An 18,950-nucleotide genomic window follows, 5' to 3' on the forward strand; every position below is an offset into this window, starting at 1 on the left:
CTCAGTCGTCGCCCGGGTGTGTCAAGGCGGGAAAGCGTGCCTTGACACACCCGGCCGCCGACTGAAGGGATAGCTGGGATGAGGGGCGGGGGAGGTCTGGTGACGTCGCTGGTCCCCTTACGTCGCCGGCCGCCGGTTCGCAGCGCCCCCAACCTGGCTCGCACTCCCGGCCGCCGGTTCGATCAACCCCGCACGAAGCGCGCCACCTGTTCAGCCAGCTCCTCGCCCGCGTCCTCCTGCAGGAAGTGCCCCGCCCCCTTGATCACCGGGTGCTCCAGTCCCTGCGCGCCCTTCATCGAGCGCCTCAACACCGGTGCCATGCCCCCGGTTATCGGGTCGCCGTCGGAAAACGCCACCAAGAACGGAATCTCCAGCTCGGTCAGCGTCTTCCACGCCTCGCGGTTCGCCGCCGATGCCGGGTTGTCCGGCTGGTACGGCACCAGGCCCGGCATTGCTCGCGGGCCCGCCTTGTACATCTCGTTCGGGAACGGTGCGTCGTAAGCCGCCCTCTCCGCTTCCGACAACACCGACTTGCACCCCGACTGCACGAAACGCGCTACGTCCAGCACCGGGGCCTTCTCCACCGCCGTGCGGAATGCGTACCACGCCGGCGGCATGTCGATGTCGCCCGTCGGCAGGCCGGTGTTCGAAGCCACGATCCCGGCGAACCGCGATGGCGACGAAGCCACCATCCGCAGGCCGATCAACCCTCCCCAATCCTGGCCGACCAACGTCACGTCGTGCAGGTCCAGGGCGTTGAACGCGAAGCCGTGCATCCACTCCACGTGCCGGGCGTACGAATGGTCCGCGAGCTCGGCCGGCTTGTCGGACCGGCCGAAGCCCACCAGGTCCGGGGCGATCGCCCGCAGGCCCGCGGCCGCCAGGACCGGGAGCATCTTGCGGTACAGGAACGACCAGCTCGGCTCGCCGTGTAGCAAGAGGACCACCGGGCCGTCCGCCGGGCCTGCCTCGACGTACCCCACTCTGATCCGGCCGCCGTGGGGGTCGGCCAGCTCCGCGTAGCGGGGCTCGTACGGGAACTCGGGCAGGTCCGTGAACCGGTCGTCCGGTGTCCTCAGCAGGCGCACCTACCCCACGGTAGTGGGGAACGTCAGGAAATGCCGACCGCCACCACGAGGCCCAGGCCGAGGTGGGCCGCCGCGACCACGATGCTCACCGGGGCGAACTTCTCGCTCTCGATGGTCGAGGCCACGTCGATGCGGGTGGCCCACTCCAGGAGCCGGACCGCGATCACCTGGACCGCGATCCCCAGCAGGCCGTAGACCAGCGAGGTGATCAGACCTTCCGTCAGGTCGCTCGCCGAGTTGAAGATCGCCACCACCACGATGAACGCCATCGAGAGCATCCCGGACGCCGTCACGATCACGGCGTTCGGCAGGCCCTGGGTCACCAGCTTCGACAGCTTGCCGGGCGTGGTCCAGTCGATCGCGTAGAAGCCGGCGAACATCAGCAGCAGGCCGACGACGCCGTACAGCAGGATCGCGCCGATCCCCCGCACGAGGTCGGAGCCGAACGTGTCGGACAGCGCAAGCGTCGAGGTCACGAGTTTTCTCCCAAGAGGTCAGCGATGGGGTGTTTTATCACGACTCGACGATGCGATGTGGGACGAAGGCGGCACCGTCGTCGGTCACCAGGCCGCCAGTCTCTCGGATGCCCAGGCCGGCGGAGGTGTCGCCGACGATCCACGCGCCGAGCGCCGGCCGGTAGCCGTCGAACTCGGGCAGGGGGTCGAACGCCTGGTAGACGAAGCCTTCGGCGCCGTACACGCCGTCGGTCTGGGTTTCGTAGCCGGTCGCGACGATCTGGACGTTCGCGCCCTCGCGGCCCAGCTTCGGCTTGCGGACGTACTCCGTCAGCAGGCCCGGGTCGTCGGCGAACGCCGGCAGCAGGTTCGGGTGGCCCGGGTAGTTCTCCCACAGGATCGCCAGCAGCGTCTTGTTGGAGAGGATCATCTTCCAGAGCGGCTCGATCCACAGCGTCCGCGGCAGCGACTCGACGGCGTGGCGGCCGAACTCCTCGTCGACCACCCACTCCCACGGGTACAGCTTCAGCACGGTCGCCATCTGCGCCTCTTCGAGGTCGACGAACCGCTTGAGCACCGGGTCCCAGCCGATCTCCTCGATCGCCAGGCCCACCGTGTCCAGCCCGGCCTCGGCCGCGGTCTCCTGCAGGTACGCCGTCGTGACGTTGTCCTCACCCGACGGGTCGGCCGCCGACCAGGTGAAGTGCAGCTCGTTCGACGGCAGCTTGTCCTGCAGCTGCGACCAGCGCTCGACCAGCTTCTCGTGGATCGAGTTCCACTGGTCGTCGTCCGGGAAGACGTCGGTCTTCCAGTGCCACTGCAGCAGCGACGCCTCCAGCAGCGTGGTCGGCGTGTCCGCGTTGTACTCGAGCAGCTTCGCCGGCGACTTGCCGTCGTAGCGCAGGTCGAACCGGCCGTAGACGTGCGGGTCCTGCCGCTTCCACGACTCGGCGATGTGCGGCCAGACCCACTCGGGGATGCCGAAGCGCTGGTAGCCCTCGGTCGTCACGACGTTGTCGACGGCTTCCAGGCACATCGAGTGCAGCAGTTCGACGTCGGCCTCGAGGGACAGGACCTCGTCCATCTCGAAGACGTAGTGCACGGACTCGTCCCAGTACGGCCGCATCCGGCCGCTGCTGTCGCGGGCCGGCGTGCCGTAGACGAGCCCCTGCTCTTCGACGATCCGCTGCCAGTCGCGCCGCGGCTCCCGCCGGTCCCGGTACACCTACGATCCCCCGCTCTTGCCGCTGCCGCCGGTGCCCCCGGTGCTGCCGCTCTTCCCGCTGATGCCGAAGCCGCCGCGCTGGACGGACTTGCCGGACTTCGTGTTGACGCTGGTCCGCGACGACGGCGCGTCGTACGTGCCACCGCTCACCCGCTGCCCGATGACCCCGGTGCCGCCGTAGTTGTAGCGGTAGCTGTTGTAGCCGCCGCCCGGGATCGGCAGGAACAGGAAGCCGCCGCTGTGGTAGCCGCCGTGGCTCGTGACGTAGTTGTCGTCGCAGTAGTCGTCGTTCTGGACGACCCCGTTCGAGTCGGTGCAGACCGCCGTGACCTCGCCCTGCGGCTTCGCGACCGTGTAGAACGTCGCGACCAGGCCGACGAGCCCGACCGTGACCCCGCTGCCGATCAGGATCTTGCGCCGGGTCGCCGCCTTGGCGTCGGCCTGGCGGGCCAGCTCCTCGTCCCGTTCCTCCTGGGCCAGCGCCTGCTGCCGGGCCCGCTGCTCGGCCAGCGAGGGCTGGCGGGGCTGGGTGTTCGAGTCCTGAAACCTCATCGAGCCGCGCTTCGGCGGCTCGGGGGGCGGCTGGTCCCCAGTATTGTTGTCCTGCGTCATGTGCGCTCCGTAATCACCGGCCACCGCGAAACCGTGACCACCCTAACCACCCGGACCGCGCACGTCATGCGCGGCGCGGGCATCATGGACTGCGATGTCTCCCAGCGCCGATCGGTTCCCCACCGCCACCCAGACGCTGCGCACCCGCGTCGTGATGGGCGGGATCTTCGCGGGCGCGTTGATCGCGCTCGCGCTCAGCGTCGTGTTCTCGTGGAGCGACGGCATCACCGGCGGGTCCGGTGGCGGCGCCGGCAAGCTGTCCGCGGCCGCCCAGGAAGCCTTCCACTCCCCGCCCGGCAGCTGCCTGACCTGGGACAACCCGGACGCGAGCGACGCGCGCAAGGTGGCCTGCACCGAGCCGCACCTGTTCGAGGTGACCACGCTCGTGGACATCGGCGCCCAGTTCCCGGAGGGCGCCCCCGTCCCGTCGCTGGAGCAGTGGCAGCAGATCGCGCAGCAGAAGTGCACCTCGGACGTGAAGCCCTACCTCGGGCACAAGCTCGACCCGTACGGCAAGCTCACGACCAACCTGCTCCGCCCGACGCCGTCGCAGTGGGACGACGGCGACCGCCAGCTCCGGTGCGGCCTGCAGTGGGCGGGCCCCGGCGGCAAGCTGCTGCCGACCACCGGGCCGGCCAAGGACCAGGACCAGTCGCTGGTCTTCGAGCCGGGCACCTGCCTGGCCCTGCTCGGCAAGGGCGTCGGCGACCCGATCGACTGCACGAAGCCGCACTCGTACGAGATCGTCGCGACCCTCGACCTCAAGACGAAGTTCAAGGAGGGCTACCCCTCCCAGGACGACCAGAAGGCCTGGCTCGACACCGAGTGCAACAAGGCGGCCGGCGACTACACCGGCGGCGCCGACCTCGACGCCAAGAAGCTGATCCTGACCTGGGACCTGCGGGAGCAGGAGAGCTGGGACACCGGCTCGACCAAGGTCAACTGCAAGGTGGCCTCGCTGCTGCCCGACAAGAGCGGCCTGCAGGCGGTGACCGGCAGCATCAAGGCCGCCCCGGCCGGCCCGGACGGCGGCCAGCCCCAGGACGGCGGCCCGCCTTCCGACGGCGGCGGTGGCCCGGCCACGTCGAACTCCGCCCCTCCGTCGACGAAGCAGAACGGCTGATGGCCGTCGAGATGAGCCGGGAGCGGTTCGAAGAACTGGTCTCGGAAGCCCTGGACGAGGTGCCGGCCGAGTTCGCGCGCGCGATGGACAACGTCGTCGTGCTGGTCGAGGAGTTCAACGACGAGGCACCGGACATCCTCGGGCTCTACCACGGCATCGCGCTGACCGAGCGGACGTCGTCCTACGGCGGGGTGCTGCCCGACCGGATCTCGATCTACCGGCAGCCGATCCTCGCCATGTGCGAGGACGAGGACGAGGTCGTCGAGGAGGTCCTGATCACCGTCGTGCACGAGCTGGGCCACCACTTCGGCATCGACGACGCCCGGCTGCACGAGCTCGGCTGGGGCTGACCCCGGCCCGGATTCCCGCGTCCCCTCCCCACGTTCCACCGAATTCCGCGCTTGCCAGCGGATACTGTCACGAGATTCACCGTTAGTGACAACGTGACCACGCGCAGCCATCTCCGCGGTTATCCTCGTACGCGAAGTCGTCGGGCGGCGTGCGGGGGAGGCACAGTGAACGAAGCCCGGAACGACGGGAGTGGCCGAAGACTCACCTGGCTGCTGACGTCGAGCGCGGCGTCCCACCTGGGGGACGGCATCGGCAAGGTGGCCCTGCCCCTGCTGGCCACGACCCTGACCCGAGATCCGGTGCTCATCGCCGGCCTGTCCGCCACCCAGTTCCTGCCGTGGCTGCTGTTCGCCGCGGTGGCCGGCGCGCTGGTCGACCGGATCGACCGGCGGCGCGCGATGATCGTCGCGAACTCCGCCCGCGCGGCCGCGGTCGGCGCGCTGGCCGTGCTCGTCGCCACCGGCGGCATGACGATCTGGCTGGTCTACCTGACCGCGCTGATCATCGGGACGGCCGAGACGATCGCCGACAGCGCGGCGAACGCGCTCATCCCGGCGGTCGTCGGAAACCGGTCGCTGGACGCCGCCAACAGCAAGCTGCAGGCCTGCGAGATCGTCGGGCAGACGTTCCTCGGCGGCCCGGTCGGCAGCCTGACCTTCGCCCTCTTCGCCGCCTTCCCGTTCATCCTCAACTCCGCCGGCTTCGCGATCGCGGCGGCGGTGCTGCTCGGGCTGGCCGGCACTTACCGCGCGAAGGCGGAGACGCCGGTCGCACCGGCGAAGCTGCGCACCGAGCTCGCCGACGGCCTGCGCTGGCTGCGCGGGCACCCGCTGCTGCTGCGGCTGGTCGTCGTCGCCGGGCTGCTGAGCCTGGTCAGCGAGCTCGCGCAGGCCCAGCTGGTGCTGTACGCGCTCGAGGACCTCCACCTGTCCGACGCGACCTTCGGGTTCTTCGCCTTCGTCGGCGGGATCGGCGGGCTGCTCGGCGCGGGCGTGGCCCCACGGCTGGTGCGGGCGACCGGACGGCTCCCGGTCGTGGCCGGCGGGATCGTCTGCTGCGGCCTCGGGTTCGGCGGGATGGGCCTGGTGCGCTCGCCGGTCGCGGGCGCGGCGCTGTTCGGGCTGTTCGCGGCGGCGGTGGTGGCGGTGAACGTCGTGCTCGCGACGGCCCGGCACACGCTCGTGCCCGGCGAGCTGCTCGGCCGGGTGCTCGGGGTGTGGCGCACGGTCGTCTGGGGCGCGATCCCGCTCGGCGCGCTGCTGGGCGGCGTGCTGACCGAGCAGCTCGGTTCGGCCGCGCGGACCTTCGCGGTGTCCGGCGTCGCCATGCTGGTGATCGCCGCGTTCGCGGTCGGCGCGCTGCGGCGGTTCTCCCTCGGTGACAAATCGGACTCAGCCGCGGCGCTGACCCACCACGATCCGGGATTGTGAGCTGAAATAGCTCCTCACCCAGGTGGTGAGGAGGCAGGCATGCGCACCGTGGACCCGGGGACCGGCACCGACGCCGATCCGGACTTCGACGAGCCTTCGGAGGAGGTCGAGGTCAAGCCGCCCCCGCCGGCACGCCGGTTGCTCGTGCTCTGCGGGGTGGCCGGGTTCGTGCTGGGCGGCAGCGTGCTCGGGCTCCTCTGGGGACTGTCCGGAGTGCACGCCGGCGCGCTCGACGACGCCGTCGCGGCGTGCCAGGCGCTCGACCGGGTGGGCGAGCTGCCCGACACGAGCCGGGACGCGCAGCCGTCGCTGACCCCCGCGCTCAGCGGGGAGCGGCTGCACCGGATGGTGGCCGCGCGCGAGCTGTCCGCGGCCGCCGCCCAGGTGAACGCCAACTACCAGCCGCTGGCCGACCACATCGACGGCGTCAGCCGGATGGTGCTGAGCCTGCACTTCAACGACATCTCCGGCCAGCGGCACCTGACCGAGGCGAAGGAGATTTGCGGCCGCATTTAGGCTGGGTGGACCGTCTTCACGGCCAACTGGTTGCCGGGGATCTTCGTACCGGCGCAGCCCGTGCCCTCCGAGGGCACGAAGTTCGACGCGGTCTCCTGCGGCAGGTAGATGCGCAGGCCCCGGACCGCCGTCGGCTGGCAGGCGCCCGGGTCGAAGTTCCGCACGTTGACGAACTGGATGTCGGCGGCCGCGGTCTGGCCCGGGTTCAGCTTGACGGCGTTGCCCTTGGTGCCTTCGCGGAAGGCGTCCTTGCCGACCTGGTGCCCGTCCGGACCGGCCACATACGACACGCCGGGGAAGCCCTGGATGGTGCAGGGCTCCGCGCTGGAGTTCGTGATGAGCAGCGGCCGGTACATCGAGCCGGCGCCCGCGTCGCCCTGGCCGAGCGAGAGCTTGACGTCGCCGGCCTTGCACAGCCCGTCGTCCGCGGGCTGGGCGACCGGCGGCGCGGCCGGCGTGGCGGACGCGCTCGACGTGGCGGTGGTGACCGTGGGGGTGGCGGTCGGTGACTCCGAGCTGGACGGCGTCGAGCTGCTCGCCGCGTTCGTGGTGCCGCCCCCGCCGCAGGCGGAGAGCGCGAGAACGCCCGCCGAAGCCGCGACGACCGGGAACAACCGTGAAAGCTTCATGTCAATCGCCTCCCTGGTGTGGTGCTACTGGGTAGACGTACCGGGACGCGGCCGGGTTGGCTGCTTTCGTAAATTCCCCACCAGGCGTGTTCTAAACGTGACGGAATCACACTTTCGGGATCTTCAGAGCGGGGTGTCGACCCAGGTCAGGCACCGCCACCGGCCCTCCGGCTGCGCCACCAGCTCCACCAGCCCGGTGTTCGGGATCAACGCGGCGTTCGCGACGTCGGCGTGCACGTTCGGGGCCAGCCATTCGCCGGTCAGCCGGATCGCGCCACCGTGGCTGACCAGGGCGATCACGCCGTCCGGGTCGGCCTGTTCGTGCTTGGCGCGCAGCCGGCCGACCGCGTCCAGCATCCGGGTGCGCACGCTGGTGCCGCTCTCCCCGCCGGGCAGCGACGGCGCCAGCTCGCCGAGCGTCCAGCGCCGGACCGTCTCCATGTAGGTCCGGATCGACTCGTGGTCGGTCGCCCCCTCGAGATCGCCCGCGACTACCTCGTGCACGCCGTCGACGACCTGCACGTCCAGGGAGAACCGCGCGGCCAGCGGCGCCGCCGTCTGCTGAGCGCGCGTCGCCTGCGACGCGTACACCGCGACCAGCGGCTCCTCCGCGAGCCGGGCGGCGAGGGCGTCCGCCTGCCGGCGGCCGAGGTCGGTCAGCGGCGGGCCGGGCAGGGCGGTGTCCAGCGCGCCGCGGACGTTCCCGTCGGTCTGCCCGTGGCGGATGAGCAGCAGCCTCACGCCAGGTCCCCCTTGCGCACCGCGTCGGCCCACACGGCCGCTTCGACGAAGTCGTCGTTGCCGAAGCCGTCGACGATCGTGGTGGAGACGCCGTCGGCCCGCGGGTGGGAGCCGAGGAACCGCAGGTTGCGACAGTGCCGGCGCAACGCCGTCAGCGCGTCGAGGACCCGCGGCTCGGCGACGTGGCCTTCGAAGTCGATGAAGAAGCGGTACTCGCCGAAGTTGTTGCGCGTCGGGCGGGCGTCGAGCCGGGTCAGGTTGATGCCGCGGCCGGCCAGCTCGGTGAGCAGCTCGGCGAGCGTGCCGGTGCGGTTCGCGGCCGCGGCGACCACGGACGTCCGGTCGGCCCCCGTCGGGTCCGGCAGCTCGCCCGGGCGACGGACCAGCAGGAACCGCGTCGCCGCGTCGGAGACGTCGGCGACCTCGGTGGCCAGCACCTCGAGGTGGTAGTGCTCGTTCGCGACCGGCGCGCAGACCGCCGCGTCGAAGTCGCCTTCCAGCACGCCGACCGCGGCGGCCGACGTCGACGACGACGCCACCGCGTGCGCTCCCGGCAGGTTCGCGTCGAGCCACTCGCGGACCTGGGCCAGCGCGTGCGGGTGGCTGGCGACGGTCCGGATCTCCCCGCCCCCGGGCCGGGTCAGCACGCTGAAGTGCACCGGCAGGATCGTCTCGGCGACGGCGACCAGCGGGGTCGACTCGCTGAACCCGTCGAGCGTGGTGGGCACCACGCCTTCGACGGAGTTCTCGATCGGGACGCACGCCGCGTCCGCTTCGCCGGCGCGGACCGCGGTCATCGCGAGCCGGACGGTCTCGTACGGGATCAGTTCTTCGCCGGCGGCGAGCACCCGCGCGGCCTGTTCGGTGAAGGTCCCTCGGGGGCCGAAGTATGCGATCCGTGACACAGCACCCAGGCTACGGGGCCCGAGCGTGGCGACATTCACTCGGACAGCCGGTACGGGAACCGGTTACGCCGGGTGGCATTTTTTGCGATGCTGAGCGGGTGACCGCCGAATCGGGCACGCACACCGGACGTGAGGGCGCCAAGCCGCCGCTCGCCCCCCGCGCACCGGAGCTGGTGCTGTGCGCCGTCGATGAACCACTCGCCGCTGCCTGGACCGCCGCCGCGCAGAAACTGGCCGGCCGCGTCCGGGTGCACCGCGGGTCGGTGCTCGACGTCGTCGCCCAGGCGGTGGTCAGCCCGGCCAACTCCTACGGCTGGATGCGCGGCGGCATCGACGCCGTCTACGCGCAGGCGTTCCCGGGCGTGGAGCAGAGCGTCCGCAGCGCCGTCCTGGCCTTCCACGGCGGCGAGCTGCCGATCGGCGACGCCGTGGTGGTGCCCACCGGCGAGGCCGAGCCGGCCTGGCTGATCAGCGCCCCGACCATGCGGGAACCCGGCGAACGGCTGCCCGCCGACACCGTCCACCCGTACCTCGCCGCCCGCGCGGTGTTCCTGACCTGGCGCGACGGCCGGCTCGACCACGGCCCGGTGCGGGAGTTCGTCGACACGATCGCGATGCCGGGTCTCGGCACCGGCGTCGGCGGCGTCGCCCCCGCGACCTGCGCCCGGCAGGTCGCCGCGGCCTGGGCCGAAGTCTTCGGAAAAATGTGACGCTGGGTGATCAACCCCCGGGAGGGGGTGGACTACGTCACAGCGCTTTCACCGGCCGTAAGCCCTACCGTTAATCACGCAGGTGAACGTCCGCCAGTGCAGGCGACGGCCGGAGGAGTGTGCGATGACCCGGGTCCGCGAACTCAGCCCGTATGTCGAGCTGCACCGGGAACAGTGGAAAGAACTCAGGAGCTCGACCCCGTTGCCGCTGACCGCGGCCGAGCTGCTGCGGCTGCGCGGTCTCGGCGAGCAGGTCGACCTGGCCGAGGTGGCCGACGTCTACCTGCCGCTGTCCCGCCTGATCAACCTCCAGGTCGCCGCCCGCCAGCGGCTCTACGAAGCGACGACGACGTTCCTCGGTGACGACTCCCGCGGCACGAAGGTCCCGTTCGTGATCGGCATCGCCGGGAGCGTGGCGGTCGGCAAGTCGACCACCGCCCGCATCCTGCGCACGCTGCTCGCCCGCTGGCCGGACCACCCCCGCGTCGACCTGGTCACCACCGACGGCTTCCTCTACCCGCGCGCCGAGCTGATGCGCCGCGGGATCATGCACCGCAAGGGGTTCCCGGAGAGCTACGACCGCCGCGCGCTGCTGCGGTTCGTCACCGAGGTCAAGTCGGGCGCCGAGCGGGTCGCCGCGCCGGTGTACTCGCACCTGGCCTACGACATCCTGCCCGGCCAGGAGCAGGTGGTGCAGCAGCCGGACATCCTCATCGTCGAGGGCCTGAACGTGCTCCAGCCGGGGCCGCGGCTGATGGTGTCCGACCTCTTCGACTTCTCGATCTACGTCGACGCGCACACCGACGACATCCAGCGCTGGTACGTCGAGCGGTTCCTGGAACTGCGGCACACGGCGTTCGCGGACCCGGCGTCGCACTTCCACCACTTCGCCGGCCTGCCCGACGACGAGGCCCGCGCCGAAGCACGCCACCTGTGGCACTCGATCAACGAGCCGAACCTGATGGAGAACATCAAGCCGACCCGCCCCCGGGCGACCCTGGTGCTGCGCAAGGACTGCGACCACACCATCAACCGGGTCCGCTTGCGCAAGCTCTGACCCGGTCACGCACCCCGTCACCCACATGCCGCGCTTTCGCACGCTGAGCGAAGGCGCGCACACGATTCGTTGACCCGCGACGACTCTCCGCGCCGGAAACCGGCCGTTCGGCCGAGGCGGGCCGCTGAGCCGTAACCGGTTGGCCGATACCGGGCATGCGTTGTGAAAGCGACCCTGAAGGAGTCAGGAAAACGGCTCTGAGCTGGGGAGGAGGCCCACGATGTTCACCATGATCCTCACGTGGGTCGGTGCGGTGCTCGGTCTGGCCTTGCTGATCGCGATGGCCGCGGGAACCTTCGTCGTCGACTTCGACGACCGGCTGCAGGAGCGCCGCAGCAAAGCGAAGCCCGCGGAGCACGCGGGACCCCTCCCCTAGCGATCAGAGCTCGGCCAGCGCCTCGACGTAGGCGTCGGCGTCGTACTCGAGGTTTTCCGCGTCCAGCAGGCTGTTTTCCAGCGTGTCGATGAGCTGCTCGAAGATCTCGTCGCGGTCGAGCTCACCCTCCTGGAGGCGCTCGGTGGCCTGCCAGACCTCGGCGGGCTCGTTGTCCCAAAGCTGGTCGACGATCGTCGCGCGCAGGATCAGCCGCTGCTCGTCTTCGTCCTCGTCGGCCTCGGCGATGACGAGCGCGCGGCGCTGGTCGGCGTCGGTCGGGTCGAGGTCGACCTCTTCCTCGTCGATCTCCGTGGTCGTCGAGGGCACCGCGAACATCCGGCGCTCCAGCGCGTCGGCCAGTTCGGTCGGCGACAGGTCGCCGGTGTCGGCGAAGTAGCGCTCCAGCGGGGAGTCGTCCTCGTCGGTGTACTCGCTCAGGTAGTCCTGGACGGCCTCGTCGAGGGCGGCGATCGCCGTCTCGGTCAGGTGCGCCCGCTCGCCGGTCCACTGCACCCAGGCCAGCACGACCGGCTCGACGGCGTCCTCGTGGTCGGCGTCGAGTTCGTACTCCTCGCCGAGCAGCCCCTCGAGGAACCGCGCGATCTTCTCCGGCCCGACGCGCAGCGGGTTGCCCGGGTCGGTGCGCAGGCCGTGCTCCAGCAGCAGGCTGCCGATCGAGCGGGCGGCGTCGGCGTCCTCACCGCTCGCCGCGACGAACTGCTCGACGACGGCCGCGCGTTCGGCGTCGGACCACTCGGCGACCTCGGGCACGAGCGCCGGCTCCGGCAGCGCGCGGCACCAGGTGAGCGCGACCGCGTGGAAGCGGGCGTAGTCCTCGCTGACGTCGGCCTCGTCGAGGTGGTCGGTGGCGGCGAGGCCGTCCGCGATCAGGCGGTGGGCTTCGGCGGGGTCGACGGCCTCGAAGAGGACCAGCTCCGGGTCGGCGTCGGATTGCTCCCGCATCTCGGCGACGACGTCGGCGGGCCCGTCGATCACGACGAGGTCCCGCACCCGGCCTCCCTCGGTGAAGTCGAGCAGCGCGAGCAGGCCGTACGCCTGGTCGCCGTGGGTGAAGACGCACAGCAGGGACGACTCGTCGCCGTAGACGTCCCCGGTCCGCCAGCACTCGCCGGCGGTGACCCGGCCCAGCCCGGCGGCGAAGGCGGGCTCGGGGATGCCGCGGCCGAGGACGACCTGCAGCCCGGCGTCGGCGGCCTTGCGCTCGACGTCGGTCTCGGCGACGACCTTCAGGGCGGCCAGCAGCGCGGCGGCACCCGGCGTGATCTTGCGCTGGGCGAAGCCGATGAGTTCCAGGCCGAGCGGCTCTTCGCCGTCCTCGACGGGCAGGTCGCGGAACTGGCCGAGCACCTCGGAGGCGAGCAGTTCGACGTCGACCGGCGCGGGGTCGGCGCCCAACGCCGAGAAGTCGTTCAGGACGTCCTTGAACAGGCCGGTCACGCTGTGCGTGACGGGCTGCGGCTGCCTCTTGCGGGCGCGACTGACCGGGCTCATGGCCTCATGCTTTCACTTCACCGCGAACGGGTCGCGGTGGCCCTGGCGCGGGTCCCGCCGGGTGCTCGACGGGGAGGCGCCGAGCCGGAGGGCGGAACTGGGCCACCGCGACGCCTGGCGCGCTCACGATGTCCCGGTGCACGTGAATCACCGGTTCTCCCGGGTCAACGAGGGGTGCGCGGCGAAGTTACGGCTTTAGGCAGCGCGATCCTGGCGGTCCGGATTTCCGTGATCAGCCGGGTTTTCCGCCGGTGGTTTTCCACCAGCGCGGCCAGGTAAGCGGTGAATTCGTCGGGCGTCTCGGCGCGCTTGTGCAAGGTGCGCAACAGCTTCAGCCGGCGGGCGGCTTCCTGGTAGGCCTGCGGATCCTTGCGCTCGATGAGCTCGTCGACGTGTTCGCGGAGAACCGGGATCGCCTCGGCCGGGTGCTCGGCCGCCCGCTGTTCGGCCAGCTCGAGCTTGAGTTCGGCGGACGCACCGAACCGGACGCAGGCGCGCCAGGCTTCGTCGGGACGGCCGTCGTCGAGCAGGACGCGGACGAGCTCGCCGGCTTGTCCGGCACCTTCGGCGGCGCGTTCGCGCAGGCGAGCGAGCGCTTCCCGGCGCTGGGTCGTCCACTTCCCCTCGTTCGTCGCGGCCTCGCGGAGAGCCGCGTAGGTCCCGGGGCCTGGTTCGGCGTCGAATTCCTTGCGACGGCGGGAGGTTTCGCTCTCCGGCTCGGGTGCCGGCGGCTGCTTGTCGTGGGTGAGCGCGCGGGCGGCGTGCGCGATGGCCTCGCTGTGCCGCCCGGCGGCCCGCAGCACCCGGACGATCTTGAGGCTGACGTCCACCCGCGGCGGCTTGGCCGACAGGATCGCCACCAGCTCGTCGACGTCGCCGAGCACCTCGGCCAGCTGCTCCCGCAGCCGTTCGGCCACGTCGCGGCGGTGGCCCGGCCCGTTCGCCGCGAGCACGTCGTCCACAGTGGACTTGATCCGCTTGAGCCCCGGCTCGCCCAGCGCGGTCGCGAACTCGGCGAGGTCGATCACCGGGCGGCCGGGGCCGTCGAACTCGACCTCGAGGATCCAGTCGGCCAGCTTCTCCGGGTCCGGCGGCCGGGCGGCGCACGCGCGGGCGTACAGCTCGACCGCCCGGTCCAGCCGGTCCGCCAGGTCGCCGGCGTGGTCGCCGGACTGCTCCAGCACCTCGCTGATGTCGTCGACCGTGCGCCGGGCCAGCGGGGCGAGGTCGGCGCGGCTGCCGGCGTCGAGCATCCGCTGCAGCGTGTCGAGGACCGCGCCGATCTTCGCGGTGTACTCGACGTTCCCGTCGGTGACCGCGGTGTCCAGCAGCCGGTGCGCCTCGCTGACGTCACCGGATTGGGTGGCCGCGCGCAGTTCGAGCGAGTGCCGCAGCTCGGGATCGCGCTCGGCTTGGGCGTGCAGCAGGTCCGCCAGCGTCTCCGCGTCCAAAGTGCGCAGGTAGGGGCGAAGATCCGAGGGGGGACTCACGCGCACCAGTCTGCCCGACGGGCACCAGCACGCGTGTGGGCCAACCGCGTGCTCTTTTCGGAGTAATCAGTGACGGTGGGTGAGCACCTCATCGGCGGCGCAAGTCGTCGAACACGGCTTTCAGCGGCCACGGGTCCGGGAGCCCCGGCCGTCGTGACCGTGCGTGGCGGGGTCGTGGGATGGCCGGGTGGACGGTCGGCACCATGATCGGGACGACCGGCACCGGCACCCGCGCCACGAGCCGCCGGACCACCACCATCAGGAGCACGGCGAACAGCAGGAGCGCCGTCCCCGCGGCGAGGGCGCCGGCGAGGGTGCGGCGGCCGTCGTCGAGCGTCAGCTGCACGGCGTACTGGCTCTGCTGCGTGTACAGCAGGCCGAGCTGGGCGGACACGGCGTAGGAAGCGTTCCGCCACGCGGGCTCGGGCACCGGAAGCGGTTCGGCGGCGGTGAAAGCGTTCTCGGCGGCGGCCAGCCTGCTCCATTCGGCGCTACGCGTGAGCGTTTCGTACGCCATCCGGCCACTCTCGGTGAGCTGCGGGACGACCCGGGCCAGCTCGGCCCGGTAGGAGGCGACGGCGGAGGTGAACGACCCCCGCGTCACGTTGTCCAGCCCGGCCAGGGCGAGGGAATCGGAGCGATCCATGCCTTCGGCGACGGAAAGCAGCTCGACGGCGGTCGTCTGCTGGTAGCCGGACTCGGCGTCCGGGGCGTGGCGCGCGTAGTCGCGCAGGCCGGCGATGGCGGACTCGATCCGCTGGGTGTAGCCGGCGTACGCGGCACTGCGCTGCTCGGGCGCGGCCATCGCCGCGCTCCGCTCGGCCTGCAACGCGACCACCGCGCGGGCCGTCCGGTCCGCCGCGGCCGCCGTCTCCACGGCCAGGTCCCGCGTCCGAACCGCTTGGTGGATCAGGAGAATCGCGATCACGACAGCCACGGCGACGAGCGCGCCACCGGGGATGAACGCGATGCCCAGCATGCGGCCGCGGACGGATCGCAGGTACTTCAAGACGTTCCCTTCCCAGCCTTGGTCCCCGCAACAATCCCGACGAAGTTCAACCTATTGAGTGAGAGATTCACCGGTCAACGCCAGTCCGCCATACGGCCGCTGACGCATTGTGACCACCAGGCACAATCGCGCCGTGACATTCGACGACGTGACCCAGCGGCTGCGCGACTTCGCCGCGGCCCGTGCCTGGGAGCCGTACCACACCCCGAAGAACCTCGTGATGGCGCTTTCCGGCGAAGTCGGCGAGCTGACCTCGCTGTTCCAGTGGCTGACGCCCGAGGAATCCGACGCGTGGCGCGCGGATCCGGCGCTGGAGGGCAAGGTGCTGGACGAGATCGCGGACGTCACGCTGTACCTGCTGCAGCTGGCCGACCGCCTCGGCGTCGACCTGGCCGCGGCCGCCCACGCGAAGATCGACCGCAACGAGGTCCGGTTCCCGCCGCCGGCCTAGCCCCAGAACACCCCGCAGGGGTCGCGGTCGATCTCGGCGAGCAGCGCGGGCGGCGTGCTGGCGACCGGCCCGTCGGGGTGGCTCAGCCACTGCCCGTCCCGGTCGGCCCACCACACCGACCAGATGCCGAACTCGTCGAACCGCAGCTGCGCGATCTCCTGCTCGCTCCAGCCGGACCCGCCCTGCGGCGCACGGCGTTCGACGATGGTGACCGCGCGGCCTCGCGTCCGGCACTCGACCCGGACCCGGTCCTGGAGGTGCTCGGGGACGCGCTGCGCGCACCACCGTTCGATCTGCCGCAGCGCGAGCTCCGGAATTGCCATGACTCCAGTGAACCGGACCGCGTCACCCGGCGCGCAGGTGGGCGAGCACGGCGGCGTAGGTGTCCCGCGGCGAGCACCCGTCGGTCCGCACGACGGCGCACCCGGGCCGCTGCGGCAGGTAGGCGGCGAGCTGGTCGTGGATCCGCTCGACGACGGCGGTACCCCCGCGTTCCCGCAGGACGTCGTCGATGCCCTTGGTCGCGGCGGCCCCGGCCGCGGCCCGCTCGGTGAACCGCCCGCAGGCGACGGATTTGTCCGCGGTGAGCAGGATTTCCCGATATTCGGCCTGGCACTTCTCCGCCGCGGCCTCGAACGGTTCGACGTCGACGACCCGGGTGGCGAGCTGCGGCATGACAACGTCGTGCCCGGTCCGCAGGTGCGTCTCGGCCATGGCGACGGCGAGCAGCTGCGCGGCCTTGAAGGTCTCGAAGAAGGTGTCCCGCCAGCCCCCGATCAGGCAGACGACGCGGTCGGTGTCGAGGTTCAGCACCCCGGGGTGCTGCTCGGTGTAGGCCTGCGCGATCGTGGACTTCCCGATCCCGGACGGCCCGTTCAGGTGGATCAGTCGCGGCACCGCACCGAGGCTAGCGCGCCACGGGCTCGGCGAGCCACCAGCCGCCGACCAGCGCCCCGACCCCGAACGCGGCGAAGAAGATCCCGGCCGCCACCGGCGTCCCCCCGAACATCGCGAGAACGACGATGACCATCAGCAGCAACCCGATCCCCATCAGGATCCGCCCGCCGACGAGCTTCGACGTCACGGCGGGCGCCGCGGCCGGCCGAGCGGGCGGCGGCTCGAACCCGAGGGCGACCGGTGCGGAACCGACGTCGAGCAGGACGGCACCCAGCTCGGCGGCCCGCGTCAGGCGGGGCTCGTTCGCGGGCACGGTCTCGTCGGCCACCAGGTGCGTGACGCTCGCGGTCAGCTTCTTCGCCAGCTGGACGCCCTCGGCGAGGACGCGGGCCCGCAGCCGGTCCGCCGCGATGCCGGCGCCGAGCACCAGCACCCGGGTCGGCTTCCCGCCCGCGCTCGGCCGCAGGTCACCGGCGCCGGCGACGCCGAGCGCGGTCGCCACCTGCCGCAGTTCGCGCGCTTCCGCCGCGGTCACCACGCCGTCCCGTTCCGCGATCTCCCGCAACGCGGTCACGAACTGTTCGTGCGTCGAGCGCACGTGCGCTTCGGACAGCCCGGCCTCGCGCGCCAACGCGGCCAAGGCCGTCACCTCGTCCGGCGTCAGGTGCTGGTCGGCGACGACGCCGGCGAGCAGGTCCAGGTAGGCGTTCCCGGCTCCGCCGTCGGGGATCCGCTCGACGGCCTCGGCCATCCACCCCGGCTCGGCGGGCGGCTCCTCGGCGCGGGGAAGCAGCCGGCCGCCGGCGAACCGCGGCAGGCTCGGGAAGACCGGCGGGGTCGCGAACGTCAGGCCGTACCGGCCGAACAGGACGGTCGCCAGCCGCGCGATCGTCCGCGCCGCCGACAGGGCCGAGGGCCCGGTGGGCACGCCGAGGGCGTGCGCCACAGTGGCCGTCCGGTAGTTGGGCAGCCGCACCACCGACCGGGCGGCCGCCGTCGTCGAAACGCCCGGCAGCGCGGGCACCCGGACGCCGAGTGCCCCGATCTCGCGGTCGAGGAACGCCCCGGCGAAGGCCGGGTCGTGCGCCACGACGACGCTGCCGGCGCAGAGGTCGAGCAGCGGGCCCAGCACCTCGCCGAACGATGGTGCGCCGTCGAGTTCGGCGCGCGTGATGCCGTGGACGAGCGGCACCCCCGGTCCGGGGTCCACCAGCGTCGAAAGCTCACCGGCGAGCGAGCCGTCGGCGTGCACCCGCACCGCGGCGAGTTCGACGACGCGGCCCGGGCGCAACCCGGTGGTCCGGATGTCCAGTGCGGTGAAGTCGAGACCGTGCGCGGGGAAACCGCCGGTGCCGAGCAGCGCGAGGGATTCGATCACGTCCGCAGGTCGTTTCCCGATCGGCCGTTGTGACAGCTTTTCGGCGTGCGGCCGTGGTTCGTGACGTGATCGTGACGGCAACATTCCGCCGGATAACGACTGGTGGTCGATCACGGGCTCGTGCGTAACAACGACGGGAGATTTCCCGAGTACACCGTCGGCACGTCGCTCGAGGAACGAGGAAATCCCGCATGCAGCCGAAGAAGCGCTTTCCGAACTGGCTGAAGATCGTCCTGGCCGCGTTCGCGGTCCTGTTCGTGCTCGGCGCGATCTTCGGGAAGGCACCCGAGCCGAAGGTCACGACCGCCGCCGCCCCCGCGTCCTCGACACCGCCGCCGACCAGCACGAGCGCGTCCCCGACGCCGTCTCCGGTGGCCGTCGCCTACACCGTCGGCAGCGTGACGGACGGGGCCACCGTCGTCGTGAACGGCAGCGACGGCAGCACCAGAACGGTGCACGTCCTCGGCGTGCTCGCCCCTCTCGCGAGCAACGGCTGTTACGCCGCGGAATCGCTCGCCTGGGCCACCTCGACGCTTTCCGGCAAAGCCGTCACGCTCGGCGCGGAAACGGCGCAGGGCATCGCCGTGACTCTGGCCGACGGTCAGGACTACGCGACTCTGGCGATTCAAAACGGCTATCTCAAGTACGCGACCGCCGCCGCATTGCCGGCGCTCGCCGCGACCGAAACCGCGGCGAAGACCGCCGTCAGCGGCCTGTGGGGGCCGCCGTGCCGCGGAACCATCGATGCGCCCGCGCCCGCGCCGACCTCCGCCCCCGCACCGGTCGCGACGCCGAAGCCGGCCCCGGCCACCAAGGCGGCTCCCCCGCCCGCGCCCGTGGAGACCACCGAAGAAGCTCCGGCCCAGAGCGCGTACTACGCGAACTGCGCCGCGGCGAAGGCCGCCCACGCGGCGCCGCTGTACCGCGGCGAACCGGGTTACCGGTCCGGGCTCGACCGTGACGGCGACGGCGTCGCCTGCGAACGGTGATCTAGC

The 18,950-nt window shown here is 71.6% G+C and carries 22 protein-coding genes; 9 read left to right on the forward strand and 13 right to left on the reverse strand.

Going from position 1 to position 18,950, the window contains the following annotated elements:
* Window positions 1–182: 182 nt before the first annotated feature.
* From ACWEVN_RS06395 to ACWEVN_RS06410, 4 genes are read right to left on the reverse strand one after another with little or no spacing between them, the layout of a single operon-like run.
* Window positions 183–1,088, reverse strand: a complete 906-nt coding sequence (locus tag ACWEVN_RS06395) for a haloalkane dehalogenase (RefSeq protein WP_452050503.1) — start codon at window positions 1,086–1,088, stop codon at window positions 183–185.
* Between the two features lie 23 nt (window positions 1,089–1,111).
* Window positions 1,112–1,564, reverse strand: coding sequence for a DUF350 domain-containing protein (locus ACWEVN_RS06400; protein ID WP_310968184.1), 453 nt, complete (start codon window positions 1,562–1,564; stop codon window positions 1,112–1,114).
* A 37-nt stretch (window positions 1,565–1,601) separates the two neighbouring features.
* Window positions 1,602–2,768: a glutathionylspermidine synthase family protein gene (locus tag ACWEVN_RS06405; RefSeq protein ID WP_449687297.1), complete on the reverse strand. Its 1,167-nt coding sequence runs from the start codon at window positions 2,766–2,768 to the stop codon at window positions 1,602–1,604.
* Window positions 2,769–3,380: a hypothetical protein gene (locus tag ACWEVN_RS06410; RefSeq protein WP_449687299.1), complete on the reverse strand. Its 612-nt coding sequence runs from the start codon at window positions 3,378–3,380 to the stop codon at window positions 2,769–2,771.
* 94 nt (window positions 3,381–3,474) lie between these two features.
* On the opposite strand from ACWEVN_RS06410, the gene ACWEVN_RS06415 reads away from it, so the two are divergent.
* From ACWEVN_RS06415 to ACWEVN_RS06430, 4 genes are all read left to right on the forward strand, one after another.
* Complete coding sequence (locus tag ACWEVN_RS06415; RefSeq protein WP_310968187.1) at window positions 3,475–4,503, forward strand: septum formation family protein; 1,029 nt, start codon at window positions 3,475–3,477, stop codon at window positions 4,501–4,503.
* Entirely contained in the window at window positions 4,503–4,853 is a 351-nt protein-coding gene (locus ACWEVN_RS06420) for a metallopeptidase family protein (RefSeq protein ID WP_449687300.1), read from the forward strand. Before ACWEVN_RS06415 ends, ACWEVN_RS06420 begins: the two co-directional genes overlap by 1 nt.
* 165 nt (window positions 4,854–5,018) lie before the next feature.
* Entirely contained in the window at window positions 5,019–6,284 is a 1,266-nt protein-coding gene (locus tag ACWEVN_RS06425; protein ID WP_452050504.1) for an MFS transporter, read from the forward strand.
* Window positions 6,285–6,323: 39 nt separating this feature from the next.
* Window positions 6,324–6,800 carry a hypothetical protein gene (locus ACWEVN_RS06430; protein ID WP_449687302.1) on the forward strand — a complete coding sequence of 159 codons (477 nt, stop codon included), beginning with the start codon at window positions 6,324–6,326 and terminating at the stop codon, window positions 6,798–6,800.
* Here ACWEVN_RS06430 and ACWEVN_RS06435 read toward each other — a convergent pair.
* The 3 genes from ACWEVN_RS06435 to pheA form a co-directional block, all read right to left on the reverse strand.
* Window positions 6,797–7,435: a DUF4232 domain-containing protein gene (locus ACWEVN_RS06435; RefSeq protein WP_452050537.1), complete on the reverse strand. Its 639-nt coding sequence runs from the start codon at window positions 7,433–7,435 to the stop codon at window positions 6,797–6,799. The genes ACWEVN_RS06430 and ACWEVN_RS06435 overlap by 4 nt on opposite strands.
* 117 nt (window positions 7,436–7,552) lie before the next feature.
* Window positions 7,553–8,170 (reverse strand): histidine phosphatase family protein, encoded by a 618-nt coding sequence (locus ACWEVN_RS06440; RefSeq protein WP_449687303.1) that lies wholly within the window; start codon window positions 8,168–8,170, stop codon window positions 7,553–7,555.
* Window positions 8,167–9,075: a prephenate dehydratase gene (pheA, locus tag ACWEVN_RS06445; protein WP_452050505.1), complete on the reverse strand. Its 909-nt coding sequence runs from the start codon at window positions 9,073–9,075 to the stop codon at window positions 8,167–8,169. The genes ACWEVN_RS06440 and pheA overlap by 4 nt, the downstream gene beginning before the upstream one ends.
* Before the next feature lie 98 nt (window positions 9,076–9,173).
* Here pheA and ACWEVN_RS06450 point away from each other — a divergent pair, with 98 nt between their 5' ends.
* From ACWEVN_RS06450 to ACWEVN_RS06460, 3 genes are all read left to right on the forward strand, one after another.
* Window positions 9,174–9,785, forward strand: coding sequence for a macro domain-containing protein (locus ACWEVN_RS06450; RefSeq protein WP_310968193.1), 612 nt, complete (start codon window positions 9,174–9,176; stop codon window positions 9,783–9,785).
* Window positions 9,786–9,909: 124 nt separating this feature from the next.
* Window positions 9,910–10,842, forward strand: a complete 933-nt coding sequence (gene coaA, locus ACWEVN_RS06455) for a type I pantothenate kinase (protein WP_360166014.1) — start codon at window positions 9,910–9,912, stop codon at window positions 10,840–10,842.
* A 220-nt stretch (window positions 10,843–11,062) separates the two neighbouring features.
* Window positions 11,063–11,218: a hypothetical protein gene (locus tag ACWEVN_RS06460; protein ID WP_449687305.1), complete on the forward strand. Its 156-nt coding sequence runs from the start codon at window positions 11,063–11,065 to the stop codon at window positions 11,216–11,218.
* Between the two features lie 3 nt (window positions 11,219–11,221).
* On the opposite strand, the gene ACWEVN_RS06465 is transcribed toward ACWEVN_RS06460, so the two are convergent.
* From ACWEVN_RS06465 to ACWEVN_RS06475, 3 genes are all read right to left on the reverse strand, one after another.
* On the reverse strand, window positions 11,222–12,730 hold the full coding sequence (locus ACWEVN_RS06465) for a hypothetical protein (RefSeq protein ID WP_452050506.1): 1,509 nt from the start codon (window positions 12,728–12,730) through the stop codon (window positions 11,222–11,224).
* A 164-nt stretch (window positions 12,731–12,894) separates the two neighbouring features.
* Window positions 12,895–14,220: a DUF6880 family protein gene (locus tag ACWEVN_RS06470; RefSeq protein ID WP_452050507.1), complete on the reverse strand. Its 1,326-nt coding sequence runs from the start codon at window positions 14,218–14,220 to the stop codon at window positions 12,895–12,897.
* Window positions 14,221–14,308: 88 nt separating this feature from the next.
* The gene (locus ACWEVN_RS06475; RefSeq protein WP_449687308.1) at window positions 14,309–15,229 is read right to left on the reverse strand and encodes a nitrate- and nitrite sensing domain-containing protein; all 921 of its coding nucleotides are present in this window, start codon (window positions 15,227–15,229) and stop codon (window positions 14,309–14,311) included.
* Window positions 15,230–15,362: 133 nt separating this feature from the next.
* Here ACWEVN_RS06475 and ACWEVN_RS06480 point away from each other — a divergent pair, with 133 nt between their 5' ends.
* Window positions 15,363–15,680, forward strand: a complete 318-nt coding sequence (locus ACWEVN_RS06480) for a nucleotide pyrophosphohydrolase (protein WP_449687309.1) — start codon at window positions 15,363–15,365, stop codon at window positions 15,678–15,680.
* Here the strand turns inward: ACWEVN_RS06480 and ACWEVN_RS06485 are convergent.
* Genes ACWEVN_RS06485 through ACWEVN_RS06495 form a run of 3 tightly spaced genes read right to left on the reverse strand, consistent with a single transcriptional unit; the run spans window position 15,677 to window position 17,955 of the window.
* Window positions 15,677–16,003: a DUF3024 domain-containing protein gene (locus ACWEVN_RS06485; protein ID WP_449687310.1), complete on the reverse strand. Its 327-nt coding sequence runs from the start codon at window positions 16,001–16,003 to the stop codon at window positions 15,677–15,679. The two genes, ACWEVN_RS06480 and ACWEVN_RS06485, sit on opposite strands and share 4 nt — an antisense overlap.
* Before the next feature lie 22 nt (window positions 16,004–16,025).
* Complete coding sequence (locus ACWEVN_RS06490; RefSeq protein ID WP_452050508.1) at window positions 16,026–16,577, reverse strand: AAA family ATPase; 552 nt, start codon at window positions 16,575–16,577, stop codon at window positions 16,026–16,028.
* 10 nt (window positions 16,578–16,587) lie between these two features.
* Complete coding sequence (locus ACWEVN_RS06495; RefSeq protein WP_452050509.1) at window positions 16,588–17,955, reverse strand: exonuclease domain-containing protein; 1,368 nt, start codon at window positions 17,953–17,955, stop codon at window positions 16,588–16,590.
* A gap of 191 nt (window positions 17,956–18,146) precedes the next feature.
* On the opposite strand from ACWEVN_RS06495, the gene ACWEVN_RS06500 reads away from it, so the two are divergent.
* Window positions 18,147–18,944 (forward strand): excalibur calcium-binding domain-containing protein, encoded by a 798-nt coding sequence (locus ACWEVN_RS06500; RefSeq protein ID WP_452050510.1) that lies wholly within the window; start codon window positions 18,147–18,149, stop codon window positions 18,942–18,944.
* Window positions 18,945–18,950 lie beyond the last annotated feature (6 nt).

The organism is Amycolatopsis sp. NPDC003861 (assembly GCF_053605405.1).